Origin of the sequence: Phocaeicola vulgatus ATCC 8482 (genome assembly GCF_000012825.1) — a bacterium.
Classification (GTDB): Bacteria; Bacteroidota; Bacteroidia; order Bacteroidales; family Bacteroidaceae; genus Phocaeicola; species Phocaeicola vulgatus.
Window position 1 is genome coordinate 2097309 of sequence record NC_009614.1, and the last position, 19298, is coordinate 2116606.

Annotated in this window: 15 protein-coding genes and 2 rRNA genes; 16 read left to right on the top strand and 1 reads right to left on the bottom strand. The window is 43.7% G+C overall.

Annotation, left to right across the window (positions count from 1 at the left end; genetic code table 11):
* The first annotated feature begins 92 nt into the window (after window positions 1–92).
* The 12 genes from BVU_RS08190 to BVU_RS08250 all read left to right on the top strand — a co-directional run bounded on the left by BVU_RS08190 (window position 93) and on the right by BVU_RS08250 (window position 11628).
* Window positions 93–2981, top strand: a 23S ribosomal RNA gene (locus BVU_RS08190).
* A gap of 78 nt (window positions 2982–3059) precedes the next feature.
* Window positions 3060–3170: ribosomal RNA gene (gene rrf, locus BVU_RS08195) — 5S ribosomal RNA — on the top strand.
* A gap of 304 nt (window positions 3171–3474) precedes the next feature.
* On the top strand, window positions 3475–3879 hold the full coding sequence (locus BVU_RS08205) for a hypothetical protein (protein WP_011965241.1): 405 nt from the start codon (window positions 3475–3477) through the stop codon (window positions 3877–3879).
* A gap of 106 nt (window positions 3880–3985) precedes the next feature.
* Window positions 3986–4801 carry a MotA/TolQ/ExbB proton channel family protein gene (locus BVU_RS08210; RefSeq protein ID WP_005853661.1) on the top strand — a complete coding sequence of 272 codons (816 nt, stop codon included), beginning with the start codon at window positions 3986–3988 and terminating at the stop codon, window positions 4799–4801.
* A gap of 28 nt (window positions 4802–4829) precedes the next feature.
* Window positions 4830–5435: an ExbD/TolR family protein gene (locus BVU_RS08215; RefSeq protein ID WP_005839160.1), complete on the top strand. Its 606-nt coding sequence runs from the start codon at window positions 4830–4832 to the stop codon at window positions 5433–5435.
* 12 nt (window positions 5436–5447) lie between these two features.
* Window positions 5448–6098, top strand: a complete 651-nt coding sequence (locus BVU_RS08220; RefSeq protein ID WP_005839162.1) for an ExbD/TolR family protein — start codon at window positions 5448–5450, stop codon at window positions 6096–6098.
* A gap of 29 nt (window positions 6099–6127) precedes the next feature.
* On the top strand, window positions 6128–6940 hold the full coding sequence (locus tag BVU_RS08225) for an energy transducer TonB (protein WP_005839163.1): 813 nt from the start codon (window positions 6128–6130) through the stop codon (window positions 6938–6940).
* A gap of 9 nt (window positions 6941–6949) precedes the next feature.
* The gene (locus BVU_RS08230) at window positions 6950–7894 is read left to right on the top strand and encodes a PstS family phosphate ABC transporter substrate-binding protein (RefSeq protein WP_005839165.1); all 945 of its coding nucleotides are present in this window, start codon (window positions 6950–6952) and stop codon (window positions 7892–7894) included.
* A 23-nt stretch (window positions 7895–7917) separates the two neighbouring features.
* Window positions 7918–9333: a tetratricopeptide repeat protein gene (locus BVU_RS08235; RefSeq protein WP_005839167.1), complete on the top strand. Its 1416-nt coding sequence runs from the start codon at window positions 7918–7920 to the stop codon at window positions 9331–9333.
* A 185-nt stretch (window positions 9334–9518) separates the two neighbouring features.
* A complete protein-coding gene (locus BVU_RS08240) occupies window positions 9519–10361 on the top strand; it encodes an ABC transporter ATP-binding protein (RefSeq protein ID WP_011965242.1) in 843 nt (280 codons plus the stop codon).
* 14 nt (window positions 10362–10375) lie between these two features.
* The gene (locus BVU_RS08245; protein ID WP_005839172.1) at window positions 10376–11266 is read left to right on the top strand and encodes a hypothetical protein; all 891 of its coding nucleotides are present in this window, start codon (window positions 10376–10378) and stop codon (window positions 11264–11266) included.
* A complete protein-coding gene (locus BVU_RS08250) occupies window positions 11263–11628 on the top strand; it encodes a GntR family transcriptional regulator (protein ID WP_005839174.1) in 366 nt (121 codons plus the stop codon). Before BVU_RS08245 ends, BVU_RS08250 begins: the two co-directional genes overlap by 4 nt.
* Before the next feature lie 97 nt (window positions 11629–11725).
* On the opposite strand, the gene BVU_RS08255 is transcribed toward BVU_RS08250, so the two are convergent.
* Entirely contained in the window at window positions 11726–13219 is a 1494-nt protein-coding gene (locus BVU_RS08255; RefSeq protein ID WP_011965243.1) for a M28 family peptidase, read from the bottom strand.
* A 246-nt stretch (window positions 13220–13465) separates the two neighbouring features.
* On the opposite strand from BVU_RS08255, the gene BVU_RS08260 reads away from it, so the two are divergent.
* The 4 genes from BVU_RS08260 to asnS all read left to right on the top strand — a co-directional run bounded on the left by BVU_RS08260 (window position 13466) and on the right by asnS (window position 19139).
* Window positions 13466–14731, top strand: a complete 1266-nt coding sequence (locus BVU_RS08260; RefSeq protein WP_229056157.1) for an MATE family efflux transporter — start codon at window positions 13466–13468, stop codon at window positions 14729–14731.
* A gap of 93 nt (window positions 14732–14824) precedes the next feature.
* A complete protein-coding gene (purB, locus tag BVU_RS08265; RefSeq protein ID WP_005839180.1) occupies window positions 14825–16171 on the top strand; it encodes an adenylosuccinate lyase in 1347 nt (448 codons plus the stop codon).
* A gap of 75 nt (window positions 16172–16246) precedes the next feature.
* Window positions 16247–17713 carry a pseudouridine synthase gene (locus tag BVU_RS08270; RefSeq protein WP_011965244.1) on the top strand — a complete coding sequence of 489 codons (1467 nt, stop codon included), beginning with the start codon at window positions 16247–16249 and terminating at the stop codon, window positions 17711–17713.
* Window positions 17714–17735: 22 nt separating this feature from the next.
* Window positions 17736–19139 (top strand): asparagine--tRNA ligase, encoded by a 1404-nt coding sequence (asnS, locus tag BVU_RS08275; protein WP_005839184.1) that lies wholly within the window; start codon window positions 17736–17738, stop codon window positions 19137–19139.
* The last annotated feature ends 159 nt before the right edge of the window (window positions 19140–19298 follow it).

Genomic DNA, 19298 nt, shown 5'->3' on the forward strand with positions numbered 1-19298 from the left:
ATGACATATTGTACAAGCAAACAGTAATTTTAGTAGTAAAGAGCTGAAAGTATATATCATCCCGCTGGCACGCAAGTGTGAGCGAATGGATAAGGAAAGTAAAAAAGGGCGCATGGCGGATGCCTTGGCTCTCGGAGGCGATGAAGGACGTGATAAGCTGCGATAAGCTTTGGGGAGGTGCAAATGACCTTTGATCCAGAGATTTCCGAATGGGACAACCCAATATCTTGAAGAGGTATTATCTTACTATGTAAGAGGCTAACGCAGGGAACTGAAACATCTTAGTACCTGCAGGAAAAGAAAATAAACAATGATTCCCCCAGTAGTGGCGAGCGAACGGGGAACAGCCCAAACCATCCATGTTACGGCATGTGTGGGGTTGTAGGACTACGCCGTTGCATGAAGACATCAGAGAAGAACTTTCTGGAAAGAAAGACCATAGAGCATGACAGTTGCGTATTCGAATGTTGTCGAAGCATAGTAGTATCCTGAGTAGCGCGGAGCACGAGGAATTCTGCGTGAATCTGCCGGGACCATCCGGTAAGGCTAAATACTCCCGAGAGACCGATAGCGAACCAGTACCGTGAGGGAAAGGTGAAAAGCACTTCGAACAGAAGAGTGAAATAGTTCCTGAAACCGTGCGCCTACAAGCGGTCGGAGCTCGTTAATGAGTGACGGCGTGCCTTTTGCATAATGAACCTACGAGTTGCCTTTGCCGGCAAGGTTAAGTGTGACGACACACGTATCCGAAGCGAAAGCGAGTCTGAACAGGGCGTATAGTCGGCAGTGGCAGACGCGAAACCAAGTGATCTACCCTTGGCCAGGTTGAAGGCTGGGTAACACCAGCTGGAGGACCGCACCAATAAGCGTTGAAAAGCTTCTGGATGAGCTGAGGGTAGGGGTGAAAGGCTAATCAAACTTGGAGATAGCTCGTACTCCCCGAAATGCATTTAGGTGCAGCCTTGCGGGTTACTGATGTGAGGTAGAGCGACTGATAAGATGCGAGGGCTTCACCGCCTATCAAGTCTTGACAAACTCCGAATGCGCATCAGTTCTACCGCAGGAGTGAGGGCATGGGTGCTAAGGTCCGTGCCCGAGAGGAGAAGAATCCGGACCACCTGCTAAGGTCCCGAAATGACAGCTAAGTTAAACTAACGAAGTCTGACTGCTAAGACAGCTAGGATGTTGGCTTGGAAGCAGCCATTCATTTAAAGAGTGCGTAACAGCTCACTAGTCGAGGAGTCGGGCGTGGATAATAATCGGGTATCAAGTTGTCTACCGAAGCAGTGGGATCATTAATATGATCGGTAGGGGAGCATTCCAGTCGGCGTCGAAGGCGTACCGTGAGGTATTCTGGAGCGTCTGGAAAAGCAAATGTAGGTATAAGTAACGATAAAGGGGGCGGGAAACCCCCTCGCCGAAAGACTAAGGTTTCCTGATCAACGCTAATCGGATCAGGGTCAGTCGGGTCCTAAGGCTCAGCCGAACGGCGATGCCGATGGCAGAAACGGTTAATATTCCGTTACTACCTTCAGGAGTGACGTGGAGACGCAGTAGTGACAGTGCCGCCATCTGACGGAATAGATGGTTGAAGGGTGTAGGAGTCGATCATGGCAGGCAAATCCACCATGAGATCCGAACCTGATAGTATGCCGCGTCCTTCGGGACAAGGCAATAGTGCGCGTAAGCATGCTGCCGAGAAAATCCGCTAAACTTAATCCTGGAGGTACCCGTACCGCAAACGGACACACGTAGTCGGGATGAATATTCTAAGGCGCTTGAGTGATTCACGGTTAAGGAACTAGGCAAACTGACCCTGTAACTTCGGGATAAAGGGTCCCTACCCTTTTATGGGAGGGCGCAGAGAATCGGTCCAGGCAACTGTTTAACAAAAACACAGGGCTGTGCCAAATCGAAAGATCCAGTATACAGCCTGACACCTGCCCGGTGCTGGAAGGTTAAGAGGAGATGTCATCGATAAGAGAAGCGTTGAATTGAAGCCCCAGTAAACGGCGGCCGTAACTATAACGGTCCTAAGGTAGCGAAATTCCTTGTCGGGTAAGTTCCGACCTGCACGAATGGTGTAATGATCTGGACGCTGTCTCAACCGTGAGCTCAGTGAAATTGTAGTATCGGTGAAGATGCCGATTACCCGCGATGGGACGAAAAGACCCCGTGAACCTTTACTATAGCTTATCATTGAATCTGGGCACGTGATGTGTAGGATAGGTCGGAGGCTTTGAAGCAGGTACGCCAGTATTTGTGGAGCCGCTGTTGAAATACGACCCTTTATTTGTTTGGATTCTAACCCGTGGATACGGGGACATTGATTGGTGGGTAGTTTGACTGGGGTGGTCGCCTCCAAAAGCGTAACGGAGGCTTCTAAAGGTGCCCTCCGGCCGATTGGTAACCGGCCTTAGAGTGTAATGGCATAAGGGCGCTTGACTGGGAGACTAACAAGTCGATCAGGTAGGAAACTAGAGCATAGTGATCCGGTGTTTCCGTATGGAAGGGACATCGCTCAAAGGATAAAAGGTACTCCGGGGATAACAGGCTGATCCCTCCCAAGAGCTCATATCGACGGAGTGGTTTGGCACCTCGATGTCGGCTCGTCACATCCTGGGGCTGGAGAAGGTCCCAAGGGTTGGGCTGTTCGCCCATTAAAGTGGCACGCGAGCTGGGTTCAGAACGTCGTGAGACAGTTCGGTCTCTATCTATCGTGGGCGCATGAAATTTGCGTGGCTCTGACACTAGTACGAGAGGACCGTGTTGGACAGACCTCTGGTTTGCCGGTTGTGCCGCCAGGTGCATTGCCGGGTATCTAAGTCTGGATCGGATAAGTGCTGAAAGCATCTAAGTACGAAGCCGGCCACAAGATTAGATTTCTCAGGGTCGTTGTAGACTACGACGTTGATAGGATGCAGGTGTAAAGATGGAGACATCAAAGCCGAGCATTACTAATTGCCCGTTCACTTTCCTTATATGTCGGATGGTGTATACCTTTGGTTTTTACTACAGAATGAAATTACGATAACAGCTCAACAATATGTCAACCTTATTCAGGTGGCTATAGCACAAGGGTTCCACCTCTTCCCATTCCGAACAGAGAAGTTAAGCCTTGTCACGCCGATGGTACTGCGTCACAGTGGGAGAGTAGGTAGCCGCCGTTTTGATTGAAGCCTTCGGACTTGAAGAAGTTCCGGAGGCTTTTTTTGTATCCGCACGCATGAAATGTGGCCTCTACCGTTTTTTCCCCGTGGGTGTGGGTACCTTTCCCACGGAACTGTCCGGAAGGGGCAGGTTTTTATTTAGAATTAGAAAAGGGGTTAAAAAGATTGTATTTCATAATTTCTTTATGATTATCGAATATATTTACCACTTGAACTTGAATAATTTTTAGGTCTGCGTGAACAAAAAAACAATAGAATTGTTTCAATAATATAAACCGAGAATCTTTCGAAACTAGTAGCCAAAATGAAGCTTATCGTCAAAATAGGATTAATAGTCCTGCTTTTAATGTTTAATTATCAGGGAGTCGATGCAGATGTTGTTTCTTCCGCTATTGACAGATATGCTACTACTACAGAACATCAAGATAATATGGCATCTGATCATGGTACATTGGATACCATGTCTTTCACCCACTCTTTACTCACAGGGCAACAGCAGGTATTAGCGAAACTAATGCCCGACGATCTCCGTATCCGCAGAGCAGAGGAACTTCAACAGAACTTCTTAAAAATTCTCATAGGTCGTTTTTCACTACGGGAAGAAATACTGGCAACTGACCGCGCTAAGATCTTTCCGTCTAATCCCATTCATTGTGTGTCTCCGGCATGTCATTATTTCGTGTTCACGCTGAGACGCATTTTGATTTAATTAATCGTTATAAATTTAGTTGTTTCACCTTCTCCGGCGCCCTGCAGAGTGTCGGGGTTGGTATAGAATTGTCATTTAACTATAACGATTAATTAAAACATATATCATGGAAACTATTCAAAATAAAACTACTAATAAGATTGTAGGTATTAAAAATGCGGGTTGGGTAATTATATGCTGCTTTATCATTGCAGTTTGTATCTATCACTTCATATTGGGGAATCCATCCAACTTTATGAATAATGACCCTAATAACCATCCGTTGCCGGGCAGTTTCCTGGGAACAATTTACAAAGGTGGTGTAGTGGTGCCCATTATCCAGACCCTGTTGCTCACCGTCATAGCGTTGAGCGTTGAGCGTTATTTAGCCATCCGGTCTGCTTTTGGCAGAGGTTCGCTGGTGAAATTCGTCGCTAATATTAAATCTACCCTGGCCGCTGGTGATATGAAGAAGGCACAAGAGCTATGTGATAAACAAGGCGGTTCTGTAGCCAATGTAGTTACTTCGACTTTAAGAAAGTATGCCGACGTGGAAAACGATGCGACACTTTCCAAGGACCAGAAAGTACTGGCCATTCAAAAAGAATTGGAAGAAGCAACTGCACTGGAGCTCCCTATGATGGAGCAGAATCTGCCTGTTATCGGTACAATCACCACATTGGGTACCTTGATGGGACTACTCGGTACGGTAATTGGTATGATCCGTTCATTTGCAGCTTTGTCTGCCGGTGGTGGTACGGACTCCATGGCTTTGTCACAAGGTATTTCCGAGGCGTTGATCAATACGGCATTCGGTATCTTGACAGGTGCATTGGCGGTTATTTCTTATAACTACTACACTAATAAGATTGATAAATTGACTTACAGCCTCGATGAAGTAGGTTTCTCTATTGTACAGACCTTTGCGGCTTCTCATAAATAATCGTGCCAACCCTTTAAAATAAACTGCTATGGGTAGAGCAAAGATTAAAAAGAAAAGTACGTTCATAGATATGACGGCCATGAGTGACGTCACTGTGTTGCTGCTTACTTTCTTTATGTTGACTTCAACATTCGTAAAGAAGGAGCCGGTACAGGTGTTTACTCCAGCCTCCGTTTCTGAAATCAAGATTCCGGAAACGAATATCCTTCAGATTCTGGTGGACCCGCAAGGGAAAATATTTATGAGCCTCGACAAACAGCCCGACATGAAGGCCGTATTGGAGAAAATGGGTGAGGAGTACGGAGTTGATTTTACTCCTGAGCAGGAGAAGAAATTTGTGACAGCTTCTACATTTGGTGTCCCGATGAGAAGCATGCAGAAATATCTGGATCTGCCTTCCGACCAGCAGGATAAACTGTTGAAAAATGAAGGTATCCCCTGTGACAGTACAGATAATCAGTTTAAATCATGGGTACGCAGTGCTCGTCAGGTGAATCCTGATTTACGTATTGCTATCAAAGCTGATGCGTCAACTCCCTACGCTGTGATTAAAAACGTAATGAACTCACTTCAGGACCTCAGAGAGAACCGGTACAATCTGATTACTTCTCTGAAGACTACTTCTGATAAATAAAACCGAATAATTATGAGTGCTGAAGTACAAGAAAGCAGCAAAAAAGGAAAGGGTTCGAAGCAAAAAAAGATGACTGTCCGCGTAGACTTTACGCCTATGGTGGATATGAACATGTTGCTGATTACTTTCTTTATGCTGTGTACCACGCTGAGCAAACCTCAGACGATGGAAATAAGTATGCCGAGCAATGACAAGAACATCACTGAAGAGCAGCAGAGCAAGGTGAAGGCTTCACAAGCAATTACCCTGTTACTGGCCGGAGGAGATAAATTGTATTATTATGAAGGAGAACCTAATTATAAAGACTATACATCGCTGAAGGAAACTTCCTATAATGCAGATGGTCTGCGTTCCATTCTTCTTAAAAAGAACTCGGCGGCAGTTCGTGAAGTAAACGATCTGAAAAAACAGAAAGCTGATCTAAAGATATCAGAGGAGGAGTATACGAAAAAACTGGCTGAAATAAAAAGCGGAAAGGATACCCCGACTGTTATTATTAAAGCAACGGATGACTCTTCATACAAGAATCTGATTGATGCTCTAGATGAAATGCAAATATGCAATATAGGTAAGTATGTAATTACAGACATCGCAGATGCAGATCAGTTCTTGATCAAGAACTATGATACGAAGGGCGATCTGAGTAAAGACATTGCGGAATAGTAACACACATTTAAAAGGAGGAAAAGAAAATGGCAAAAATAGATTTGACCTCACCTGAATGGTGTGAACTGATATTCCAAGGTAAGAACAAGGCATACGGTGCCTATAAGATGCGTGCCAATTCACCTAAACGCCACACGTGGGCAATGGTAATTGTAGTGATCATTGCTGCCATAGGTTTCAGTATACCGACATTGGTAAAACTGGCAACCCCGAAGCAGAAAGAGGTGATGACAGAGGTGACTACCTTGTCACAACTGGAAGAACCCGAAGTGAAACAGGAAGAGTTCAAGAAAGTGGAACCGGTGGCTCCGCCTCCTGCTCTGAAAAGCTCTATCAAATTTACAGCTCCTGTCATCAAAAAAGATGAAGAAGTGCGTGATGATGAAGAGATAAAGAGTCAGGAAGAATTGACTCAGACCAAAGTGGCTATCTCTATTGCCGATGTGAAAGGTAATGATGAGTTGAACGGTAAAGATATTGCTGAACTGAAAGAAGTGATAACCAAAGCCCCCGAAGCAGAAGAAAAAACATATACTATGGTAGAACAGATGCCTCAGTTCCCGGGTGGTGATAGAGAATTGCTGTCTTTTATAGCAAAGAATTTGCATTATCCTACCATTGCGCAGGAAAAAGGAATACAGGGTAAAGTGTTTGTCCGCTTTGTGGTTTCGGCTACAGGTGACGTAAAGGATGTGAAGGTGATGCGTTCTCTGGACCCGTATTGCGACAAGGAAGCCATCAGGGTGATCCAGTCATTGCCGAAGTGGATTCCGGGAAGACAGAACGGACGTAATGTTCCCGTGTACTATACCGTTCCTATAACTTTTAAGCTACAATAATATCTATATATGATGATGAAGCTGTATATTGCATTATTGGCTGCTTCGTTGCTGCTGCTTTCGGGCTGCGGCAACAAACCCAAACCGGGGGAAGACGATACGTTGACCTCTGGCACTATAACGATAGCGGTGGACGAAACTTTCCGTCCCATTATAGAAGAGGAGTTACAGGTGTTTTATGCATTGACACCGGATGCCACCGTGCATCCCATTTATTGCAGCGAAGTGGAAGCCATGAAACTTTTGCTGGCGGATAGTGTACGTCTGGCTATAACCACCCGGCAACTCACCAGGCAGGAAACAGCCTATCTTAATGACAAGAAATTCTTTCCTGTATCGGTAAAGATGGCGACAGATGGTTTGGCCTTGATAGTGAACAAGCAAAATACGGATTCATTAATTACGGTTGACCAGTTTAAAGAAATACTGACGGGGAAAGTTACTGACTGGAAACAGTTGAATCCTGCTTCCCGTTTGGGTGAGCTCCAACTGGTATTTGATAATCCCAATTCGAGCACCGTACATTATGTACTTGATTCGATCTGCGGCGGTATGCCTTTGTCGAAGGACCTGAAGGCGCAGAAAACAAATCCGGAGGTGATTTCGTATGTGGCTAAGAATCCCGCAGCTTTAGGGGTTATCGGTGTCAACTGGATAGGAAATCCTGCGGATAGTACGCGACTCTCTTTCAATGACGTCATTCGGATAATGGCTGTCAGCCGTGCGGATTCGGCTACAGTGGGAAATAGTTTCAAGCCTTATCAAGCTTATCTGGCTTTGAACCAGTATCCGCTCACTCGCAATGTGTACATTTTACTCAATGATCCTAAAAGTGGTCTGCCCAGTGGTCTGACTTCTTTCCTGACAGATTTCCGGGGACAGCGTATCATCTTGAAATCAGGACTGGTACCTGCTACGGCTGCTGTGAGGATTGTAGATGTAAAAGAGGAATAATAAATGAACAAAAAAGAAGAACCATGAAAAAATTAGTATTAACCGTGATGAGCCTGTGCCTGGCCGTAACTATGTGGGGACAGACACCAGCAGGCAGCGAATGGTCACCCCAAGTGAAACAGGCTGCCACGATGATAAAGGAGAATCCGGCAAAAGCCTCCGAGGCTTTTGATGAACTGATGAAAGGTAAAAATAAGAAGAATACTTCCTTGTTGGTAGAGATAGGCCGGGCTTATCTGGACCAGGGAAAAACAGCAGAAGCTGCCGAATATGCACAGCGCGCTAAAGATGTGAACAGTAAATGTGCTGTAGCCTATCTGCTGAGTGGTGATGTGGCATTGAAACTAAATGATGTGAACAAAGCCAGCAGTGATTATAACCAGGCTATTTATCTGGATGAAAATTGCAGCGAAGCTTATTTTAAATATGCACAGGTATATAAAGGTGTAGACCCTCAACTGTCACTGGATATGTTGATGCGTTTGCAGACTAAGGCTCCGGACGATAACCGTATCAGTAAGGAATTGGCCGATGTATATTATACGATGGGGCAGTATGGCAAAGCAAAAGAAGCTTATGAAAGTTATCTGAAAGTAGGTACGCCTACCGAACAGGACTATACCCGCTATGCCATGTTGCTATATCTGAATAAGGATTATGCGCAGTCTTCGGATATGGTAAAGAAAGGTCTGGAACTTGCTCCGGAAAATCATGTGCTGAAACGTCTGGCGATGTATGATAATCTGGAGTTAAAGGATTACAAAGAAGGACTGGAAGCAGCCGCCACTTTCTTTTCTAATCCCGGTAATCCGGATTATGTATATTTGGATTACGTTTATTTCGCCCGTTTGCTGGAAGCTGACAAGCAGTATGATGAAGCGGTGGCACAGTTCGACAAAGCACTGGCTATGGACAAATCGCATACGGAAATCTATAAAGATATCTCTGATGTATACGAAAAGGAACGTGATTTTCCGAAGGCCATAGAGGCTTATAAAAATTATTTGGGCGGAATGAAAGGTGATCCGGATATTAGTGACCTGTTTTTATATGGACGTTTGAACTATTATGCGGCTACTGATTCTGCTTATCAGGATAAGCAACCACTTTATCTAGCTGAAGCCGATACTATTTTTGCACAAGTGGCTGCTAAAGTTCCCGATAACTATTTAGGAAACTTCTGGCGTGCCCGTGTTAATTCTTTGCGTGATCCTGAAACAACTCAGGGATTGGCAAAGCCTTATTATGAGGCTGCACTGAGTATTCTGGAACAGAAGCCTGATGCTACTAAATCAGTGTTGGTGGAATGTAACAGCTATTTGGGATATTATTATTTTGTAAAAGAAGATTATAACCAGTCAAAACTGTATTGGAATAAGATATTGGAAATTGATCCTGGAAACGAAACTGCTACTAAAGCACTAGGAGGAATTAAATAGTCCTTCTTTTTTTCATTTATCATTTGAGTTGAGCGGACAGTACTTGGTTGCCGCCCGCTTAATTCGTTTAACGGTTAATGAATGTTAAAGATGAGTCATTCTTCTTGTTTATTCAAATAAACTATATACATTTACAGTGTACTAATCAACTAATACACTAAATAACTAATAAAACCATAAACACAATGATGATTGAAGTAAAGAACTTGTCTTTCAGTTATGGAAAGAGAAAACAGAAAGTCTTTGATGACTTCTCGCTAGCATTGGACAAAGGTTCAGTTTACGGCCTTTTAGGGAAGAACGGTACAGGTAAATCTACTTTGCTTTATTTAATGACAGGTTTGCTTCGTCCTCAGGCCGGACGGGTGCTTTACAAAGGGGTGGATGTTTCCATGCGCTATCCCCTGACTTTGCAGGACATGTTTCTAGTGCCTGAAGAATTTGCTTTGCCATCAGTCAGTTTGAAACAATACTTGAAGCTGAATACTCCGTTTTATCCGAATTTCAGCAATGAACTCTTGAGCACTTGCCTTCGTGATTTTGATATGAATGAAGATATTCATTTGGGCGAGCTTTCGATGGGACAGAAGAAGAAAGCATTTATGTGCTTTGCATTAGCTACCAATACCTCTTTGTTGGTAATGGACGAGCCCAGCAACGGATTGGATATTCCTTCTAAAAGTCAGTTTCGTAAAGTAATCGCTTCGGGCATGACCGATGAAAAATCAGTCATCATCTCTACGCACCAGGTGAGAGATATTGACAGCCTGCTGGATCATGTGGTTATTATTGACGGTACCCGCGTATTGTTGAATGCATCGGTAAAGACCATCTGTGACAAAGTCTATTTTGCAGAGCAAGGCATGAATGAACCGACGGACACAGCACTCTATGTCCAGCCGTCCGTCCAGGGAAACAGTGTCATCTTCCCGAACACTGAGAATGAGGAAACGAATTTGAATCTGGAAGTATTATTCAACGCTATGCTGGCAGAGAGAGAAAAAATGCAAACCATGTTTAACAAGTAACACACACAAACATTATGGATACGAATAACTTCTTTAGCTTTTCGCGTATTGCAATGGTAATGAAACGCGAGATTATGGAAAATTGGAAAACGAATCTTTATCGTTTGATAGGAATTTATGCTGCATTCGCCTTGGTAATGATACTTCATATGTGGACAATGAGTTCTGGTAGGTCTTCTCAGATATCGTTTACTACTTATTGTTCTAATATAATGGGGACCTTTGTTTTTATCATTGGTATTGCCAGTATTGCTTATGCTGCCAACATTATGGAAAACATGATTACAAAAGAAAAACGTATCGCTTTTCTGATGCTTCCGGCGACTATGATAGAGAAATTTGTAGCACGATTTTTAATTGTTACGGTAGGGATGGCCGCAGCCATTATAGTTGCCGCTTCATTGGCAGAGATTACGCGTTATCTTGTACTTCCTTTGTTTAATTTGCCCGAGGCATTCCATCAATCAGTGTTGTACCATCTTCTTTCTATGGCTGCTATAGATGGAGAACAGGTATTTAGGGGATCGGGATCCGCTTTGAATATGTCCTACCAGAACTGGCTGGGTGAGCTGTGCGGATGGGCTTTCTTGGTGTGGTCACATTCACTTTATATTCTAGGGGGGAGTTATTGGTACAAGAAACCTTTTTTCAAGACATTGGGTACATTGATGCTTATTTCTATTCTGTGTTCGGTCTTGTCAGTACATATCATATCATGGGTAGGCAATGACGGTATGCGTAGTTTCGCTGAATGGCTGGAAGCTAATTTCCAGTGGGTGACATTAAACAAGTTACTTTCCTTAGGGGTGGCGTTCTTCAGTGCATTCACCATGTTCAACTGGTGGCTGAGTTACCGGCTCTTTACCCGTTCACAAGTTATTAAACCCAAATTCCGTTTGCTATGAAATTTAAAGAAAGTAAATCCATTTACTTGCAGATAGCTGACCGGATATGTGATGAAATCCTGCAAGGACAATATACGGAAGAAGAGCGTATTCCATCGGTCAGAGAATACGCCGCCACAGTGGAGGTGAATGCAAATACGGTGGTCCGCACGTATGATTACCTTCAGGGACAAGAGATCATTCACAATAAACGCGGCATTGGTTATTTTGTATCGGCAGGGGCTAAAGACCGGATTATTGCTTTACGGAAAAATACATTCCTGCATGAAGACCTGCCTGAGTTTTTCAGACAAGTGAAGACATTGGATATTCCCATGAAGGAGATAGAAAAAATGTATAAGGAATATCTGACTCAACAATGACACAACACCAAGCACATCTACGACAACACATACACAACATCGGTTAGATAAAGAAATCCCGGCAGAGCGATGACTCGCCGGGATTTCTTATATCCGGTTACTTGTCTGCTATAAAAATTGTAGTCCAGTATAACCATTCGGTTGCAGCTCGGAGGATATCGGGATTGATAGATTGGGTGTTATCTTTGGGATGATGGTAATAACCGCCTCCCAAGGCCCATAAGTCTATACATGGATAGCCGGCTTTCATAAAGACTGCACCGTCTGTGCGAGGGCGGGTCAGGAAATGAGTCTCACTAGTGAACAGACGTCGATGTACATACCTATCATTGGCTTTCTCTGATAGCTCAGCCAGTTCGGGGTATTTATAGTGATAATTCGCTCCTAGCATCTCACCTACACCCACTTGTTCCAGATTCAGGATTGCTACCACTTTGTTTTGGGGCACAAGGGAATGGTTGGTGTAGTAGGTACTTCCGGTGAGTCCGGCCTCCTCGCCGTCCACACTCATAAAGATGATGCTGCGTTTCGGTTTTATCTTTGATTTTGCCAGTGCTTCGGCTACTCCCAGCATGGCAGCGGAGGAAGAATTGTTGTCATTCGCTCCTTCAATTAGGAAAGGAATCATTCCTAAGTGGTCCAGATGGGCGGAAATGATTACATATTCATTGCATAGTATAGGATCACTGCCTTTGATCATGCCCAAAATATTTTTTCCAGTAGCATTGGGATTATAGGTAGCATTCATTTTGATGTGGGCTCTCTTTCCGGTATGGAAAGAGGCAGGCTTCTGAGTCTTATAAATCTGCCGGATGGTTTCTTTATAGGTCTTGCCTGTTCCCCTGAAAATATCATTGACCACAGTGTCTGTAACATGACAATAGACAAATCCCGGATTATAGGGGGCATTCGGACCGGGAACCCATTTGTATAACAAGCCTGCCGCACCATGGGCTGCAGCGTTGTTCAGCTTGGTTTGGTGCAAAGTATGTTTGTACCACATGGCCAGTGAATCGGGGTTACGGCTTATATTGGGTGTTTCTCCCTCTACCAGCACAATCTTGCCTTTTACATCTATGTCTTTGTAATCATCATATCCTAATTCGGGTGCTGTAACGCCAAATCCGGCATATACCACATCGGCTGTCACTTCTCCGTTACTGGTCATTCCTCCGGCAAACCAACCATCTGCCCAAGGGTATGTCTTGGAGATCCATACAGTTTTTTTCTTGTCTTGGGTGACAGGAAATAGGATATCCATAGTGCTTCCCGGTTGTATCTCTACACAAGGGTGGGGGAATAGCTGTATGTAGGAACCATTCTCACCACGAGGTATTAGTTTCCACTCTTTAAAATATCCTTTTACGATATCTACAGCTTTAGCCATTCCGGGCGAACCTGCGAGTCGTCCCTCCAAGGCCGGGTCTGAAAGTTGCTTTACATAACCGAAAATCTTTTCGGTAGTGATGTTACGATGCATGGCATCAAGGTACATTTCTTCATCAGTCATGGTAGCCGTTCTTCTTTGGGCGGATGAAGACAGGGAGCCCAATGCAAGAATTGCAGATAACAAGAGGAGTCCTTTTTTCATGTTAATATGTTGATTTAAGATTCGGTTCTAAAGATAAAAAGAAAAGATCAGATTCCTGTTTATCTCCTTGTAAAAATCTTAAGTTCGTATTTCTTGATATAAATCAAACCGTTACATCGTGAAAAGTCTGTACCTTTGCACCCCGAAAATCAAGGGTAACAAGTGGACGTAATTCAAGAACCGAGAAGTGTACGAAAGAACCTTGCCAGACTGGCGGTTCCTATTTTCATTGAAACATTGCTGATTATGATGCTGGGCGCGGTAGATACCGTGATGCTGAGTCAGTATTCAGACAATAGTGTGGCTGCCGTCGGGGTGGTCAACCAGCTCATCATGTTTGCTTTCCTGATATTCGAGGTGATTAATATAGGAACTTCCGTACTCTGTTCGCAATATTTGGGAGCAAGAATGCACAAGAATATGGTGCAGGTGGTGGGAGTATCATTGATACTCAATTTGGTGTTCGGCCTGTTTGTCAGTGCTATTCTGCATTACGGAGCCACTTCTCTGCTATCTATGATGGGACTTCGTCCCGAACTGATGGAATATGGAGTGAGTTACATGAAGATAGTAGGGGCATTCGCTTTTTTTCAAGCCATATCTCTGACTATTTCTGCCTCTTTGCGTAGTGCTAACAAAGCGGTTTATCCCATGATGGTAACGGTAGTTGTGAATATTCTGAATATCATCGGTAACTATTCGCTGATTTTCGGTAAGTTCGGCATGCCGGCTTTGGGAGTGGAAGGTGCGGCTATCTCTACAGCATTTGCCCGAGGGGTATCTATGGTGATACTTTTTGTAATTCTTTTCCGCAAGCATATTCCCAGATTTCCGTTATCCTATTTTTGCCCCTTCCCGTTTGTCGAGCTGAAAAACCTGTTGAAAATCGGAGTCCCCTCGGCCGGAGAAAATATGTCCTACAGTTTCTCTCAGGTAGTATTGACCTATTTTATTAATATGTTGGGGAATGAAGCGCTGGCTACCCGTACCTATGTGGTGAATATAGTGATGTTCGTTTATTTGTTTGCTATTGCCATGGCACAAGGCGGAGCCATCTGTATCGGACATCTGGTAGGTGAAAGGAAAATTCATGCTGCCTATCTGTTAGGCAAATATGTGATGCGTATTTCTATTTTGGTTTCTTTGGTTTTATCCTGTATCTGGGCTTTGATGGGGCATACCTTGTTTAGCTGGTTGACAGATAATCCGGAAATTATCCGTCTGGGTACTATTATCCTGTTTATTGATGTGATTTTGGAAGTGGGACGGGCTATTAATATTTATGCGACGAATGCTTTACGTGCAACGGGTGATGTAAATTATCCGTTTTATGTAGGATTTGTTGTTCAGTGGAGTGTTGCCGTAGGTTGTGGTTTCTTGTTCGGCATTCATTGGGGATGGGGATTGGTAGGTATGTGGTGTGCGTTTGTGCTGGATGAAAATCTTCGTGGTATTATCTTTGTACAGCGTTGGAACAGTCTGAAATGGACTAAAAAGGGATTTGTGAAATAAATCTTCATTTTCGCAAACTTTATGCATCTTCAGGCCGTTAAACTCAAGAAAAAGAATTAATTTTGCAGTCTGATAATTATCAAAGAATATAATATGGAGCTCGATTTACTCACGGCAATATCACCTATTGACGGTCGATACAGAGGAAAAGCGGGAGCTTTGGCCTCTTATTTTTCTGAATTTGCACTCATCAAGTACCGTGTGCAGGTAGAAATTGAATACTTTATCACTCTGTGTGAACTACCGTTGCCACAGCTGAAAAGCTTTGATCATGCACGTTTTGATGCATTGCGCGCTATTTATAAGAATTTTTCAGAAGCTGACGCACAGCGTATTAAAGAGATAGAAAGTGTAACAAACCACGATGTAAAGGCTGTAGAATATTTCATCAAAGAAGAATTCGATAAGTTGGGCGGAATGGAGGAATACAAGGAATTCATTCATTTCGGATTGACATCACAGGACATAAACAATACTTCTGTACCTTTGTCTATAAAGGAGGCATTGGAACAAGTGTACTATCCGCAAATTGAAGAGCTGATTGCTCAGTTGACTACATACGCTGAAGAATGGGCAAATATCCCTATGTTGGCAAAAACACATGGGCAGCCTGCTTCTCCTACTCGCCTGGGTAAAGAAATCATGGTTTTCGTTTATCGTCTGAATCGTCAGCTGGCTGTATTGAAAGCTTGTCCTGTCACGGCTAAATTCGGTGGTGCGACGGGTAATTACAATGCACATCATGTAGCTTATCCCGAATATGACTGGAAAGCATTCGGAAATCAGTTCGTGGCAGAGAAGCTGGGGTTGGAACGTGAGGAATATACTACTCAGATTTCTAATTATGATAATCTGGGAGCCATCTTTGATGCCATGAAGCGCATCAATACCATTATGATTGACATGAACCGCGACTTTTGGCAGTACATCTCTATGGAGTACTTCAAACAGAAGATTAAAGCGGGCGAAGTCGGTTCCAGCGCTATGCCGCACAAAGTAAACCCCATCGACTTCGAAAATGCTGAAGGTAATCTAGGTATGGCAAACGCTATTTTGGAGCACCTTTCTTCTAAGTTGCCTGTTTCCCGCTTGCAACGTGACTTGACAGACTCTACTGTGTTGCGTAACGTCGGTGTACCTTTCGGTCACATTGTGATTGCTATCCAAAGTTCGTTGAAAGGTCTGCGTAAACTGTTGCTGAATGAGAAAGCAATCTATGCCGACTTGGATAATTGTTGGAGTGTGGTGGCGGAAGCTATCCAGACTATTTTGCGCCGCGAAGCCTATCCTCATCCGTATGAGGCATTGAAAGCTTTGACCCGTACAAACCAAGCTATCACAGAAGGGGCTATTAAAGAATTCATAGAAACACTAAATGTAAGCGAAGATATTAAAAAGGAACTGCGAGTGATTACACCGCATAATTATACAGGTATTTAAAAAATAGTTAGTTGGATTTTAATCAAAAAAGCCCGAGAGGGCGTTATACATTAATTAATAAACAAAAGGAAAACCATGAGTACAGAAAATGAAAGCAGACAAGAAGGTGCTGCAAACGAAGAAAACCAGAATGTAAGCCGTGATGGTGGTTATAAGTCTTATAACAGAGACAGTAATTACAACAGATACAACAACGACGGCGAACAGCGTCCTTATCGTCCTCGTACGAACAGCTATAATCGCGAAGGTGGCGACCGTCCTTACCGTTCTTCTTATAACAACGGTGACCGTCCTTCCTATAATCGCTATAATAATAATGGTGACCGTCCGCAACGTCCCCGCTTTAATCCTAACAGTGAGGATGGAGGAGAACAACGTTCATACCGTCCTCGTACAAATTATAATCGTGAAGGTGGTGAGCAGCGTCCATATACTCCGCGCCCTCGTTTCAATAATGGTGAGGAAGGTGGTGACCGTCAATACCGTCCCCGTACAAACTATAATCGCGAAGGTGGTGAGCAGCGTCCTTATACTCCGCGTCCCCGCACCGGAGGATATAATCGCGAAGGTGGCGAGCAGCGTCCATATACTCCGCGTCCCCGTTTTAACAGCGGTGAAGGTGGTGAACAGCGTTCTTACACTCCGCGTCCTCGTACCGGCGGTTATAATCAAGGCGGCGACCGTCCTTATCGTCCTCGTACCGGTGGTTATCAAGGTGGTGGATACAATCGTCCCTATCGCCCCCGTACGGCTGATTATAACCCGAATGCAAAGTATAGTCTGAAGAAACAGATTGAATATAAAGATATATTGACCGATCCAAATGAGCCGATTCGTCTGAACAAGTTCTTGGCTAATGCAGGTATATGTTCCCGTCGTGAGGCTGATGAGTTTATTACAGCAGGTGTAGTCAGTGTAAATGGTGAAGTGGTAACCGAATTAGGTACTAAGATCAAGCGTACTGACGAAGTGAAGTTCCATGACGAACCGGTAAGTATTGAACGCAAAACTTATATTTTGTTGAATAAACCGAAGGATTGTGTGACTACTTCTGATGATCCTCAGGAACGTAAGACTGTAATGGATTTTGTGAAAGGTGCTTGTAAGGAGCGTATTTATCCAGTTGGGCGTTTGGATCGTAATACTACCGGTGTATTACTGTTAACTAACGATGGTGATTTGGCTTCCAAGCTGACTCATCCTAAGTATTTGAAGAAGAAGATTTATCATGTATATTGTGATAAGAATGTAACCAAGGCAGATCTTGACCAGATTGCAGCAGGTGTGACATTGGATGATGGAGAGATCCATGCAGATGCCATCAGCTATGCATCGGAAACAGACAAGTCACAAGTCGGTATTGAAATCCATTCCGGAAAGAACCGTATTGTGCGTCGTATTTTTGAATCCTTGGGATATAAGGTAATCAAGCTGGACCGCGTTTATTTTGCTGGCCTGACTAAAAAAGGTTTGCGTCGCGGTGACTGGCGTTACCTGACGGAACAAGAAGTGAACATGCTCCGCATGGGCTCATTTGAATAATAAACAATAAAGAGACAAAACAATGGAAAAAATTAGTAGAACAAAGATTGTTGACTTGCTGAAGCGCCGTGATTTTGGTGCGATGGTCAATGTAAAAGGTTGGGTTCGTACCCGCCGCGGTAGCAAACAGGTAAATTTTATCGCCCTGAATGACGGTTCTACAATAAATAATGTGCAGATTGTTGTTGATTTGGCAAACTTTGACGAAGAAATGTTGAAGCAGATCACCACCGGTGCATGTATCAGTGTGAACGGTGAGTTGACCGAATCCATTGGCTCTGGTCAGGCTGCCGAAGTTCAAGCGCGTGGAATCGAAGTATTAGGTACTTGTGATAATACTTATCCGTTACAGAAGAAAGGTCATACGATGGAGTTTCTTCGTGAGATCGCTCATTTGCGTCCCCGTACCAATACATTTGGAGCTGTATTCCGCATCCGCCACAACATGGCTATCGCTATCCATAAGTTCTTCCATGAACGTGGTTTCTTCTATTTTCATACACCTATTATCACAGCATCCGATTGTGAAGGTGCGGGACAGATGTTCCAGGTTACTACCAAGAATCTTTATGATTTGAAGAAAGATGAAAACGGAGCGATTATTTATGATGATGATTTCTTTGGCAAACAAGCCAGTTTGACGGTTTCCGGACAGTTGGAAGGTGAATTGGCTGCTACTGCTTTGGGGGCTATTTATACATTTGGACCTACATTCCGTGCGGAGAACTCCAATACGCCGCGTCACTTGGCCGAGTTTTGGATGATTGAACCTGAGGTTGCGTTCAATGATATTACTGATAATATGGATTTGGCCGAAGACTTTATTAAATATTGTGTACAGTGGGCGCTTGACAACTGCTATGATGATGTGAAGTTCTTGAACGATATGTTCGATAAAGGATTGATAGAACGTTTGCAGGGCGTGCTGAAGGAAGAATTTGTCCGTCTGCCTTATACGGAAGGTATCAAGATACTGGAGGAAGCTGTAGTAAAAGGTCATAAATTTGAATTCCCGGTATATTGGGGAGTAGACTTAGCCTCTGAACATGAACGTTATTTGGTGGAAGAGCACTTTAAACGTCCTGTAATCCTGACAGACTATCCGAAAGAAATCAAGGCATTCTATATGAAGCAGAATGAGGATGGCAAGACGGTGCGTGCAATGGATGTATTATTCCCGAAGATTGGCGAAATAATAGGTGGTTCTGAACGTGAGGCTGATTATGACAAATTGATGACCCGCATTCAGGAACTGGGAATTCCGATGAAGGATATGTGGTGGTATCTGGATACCCGCAAGTTTGGTTCATGTCCTCATTCTGGTTTTGGACTTGGTTTTGAACGGTTGTTGCTGTTTGTTACCGGTATGACCAATATTCGTGATGTGATACCTTTCCCACGTACTCCGCGCAATGCTGAATTCTAATTGTAGGAAATAATAATTCAAAAAATCCTGCCCTATAACATAGAGCAGGATTTTTTTTGTGTTTAACTGTAAAAAAGTTATTTGAAAAGCAGAAAGTTTGAAAAATTTTTCTAATTTTGTTGTATCCACATAACGCAATTTGTTAACTAAATATATACA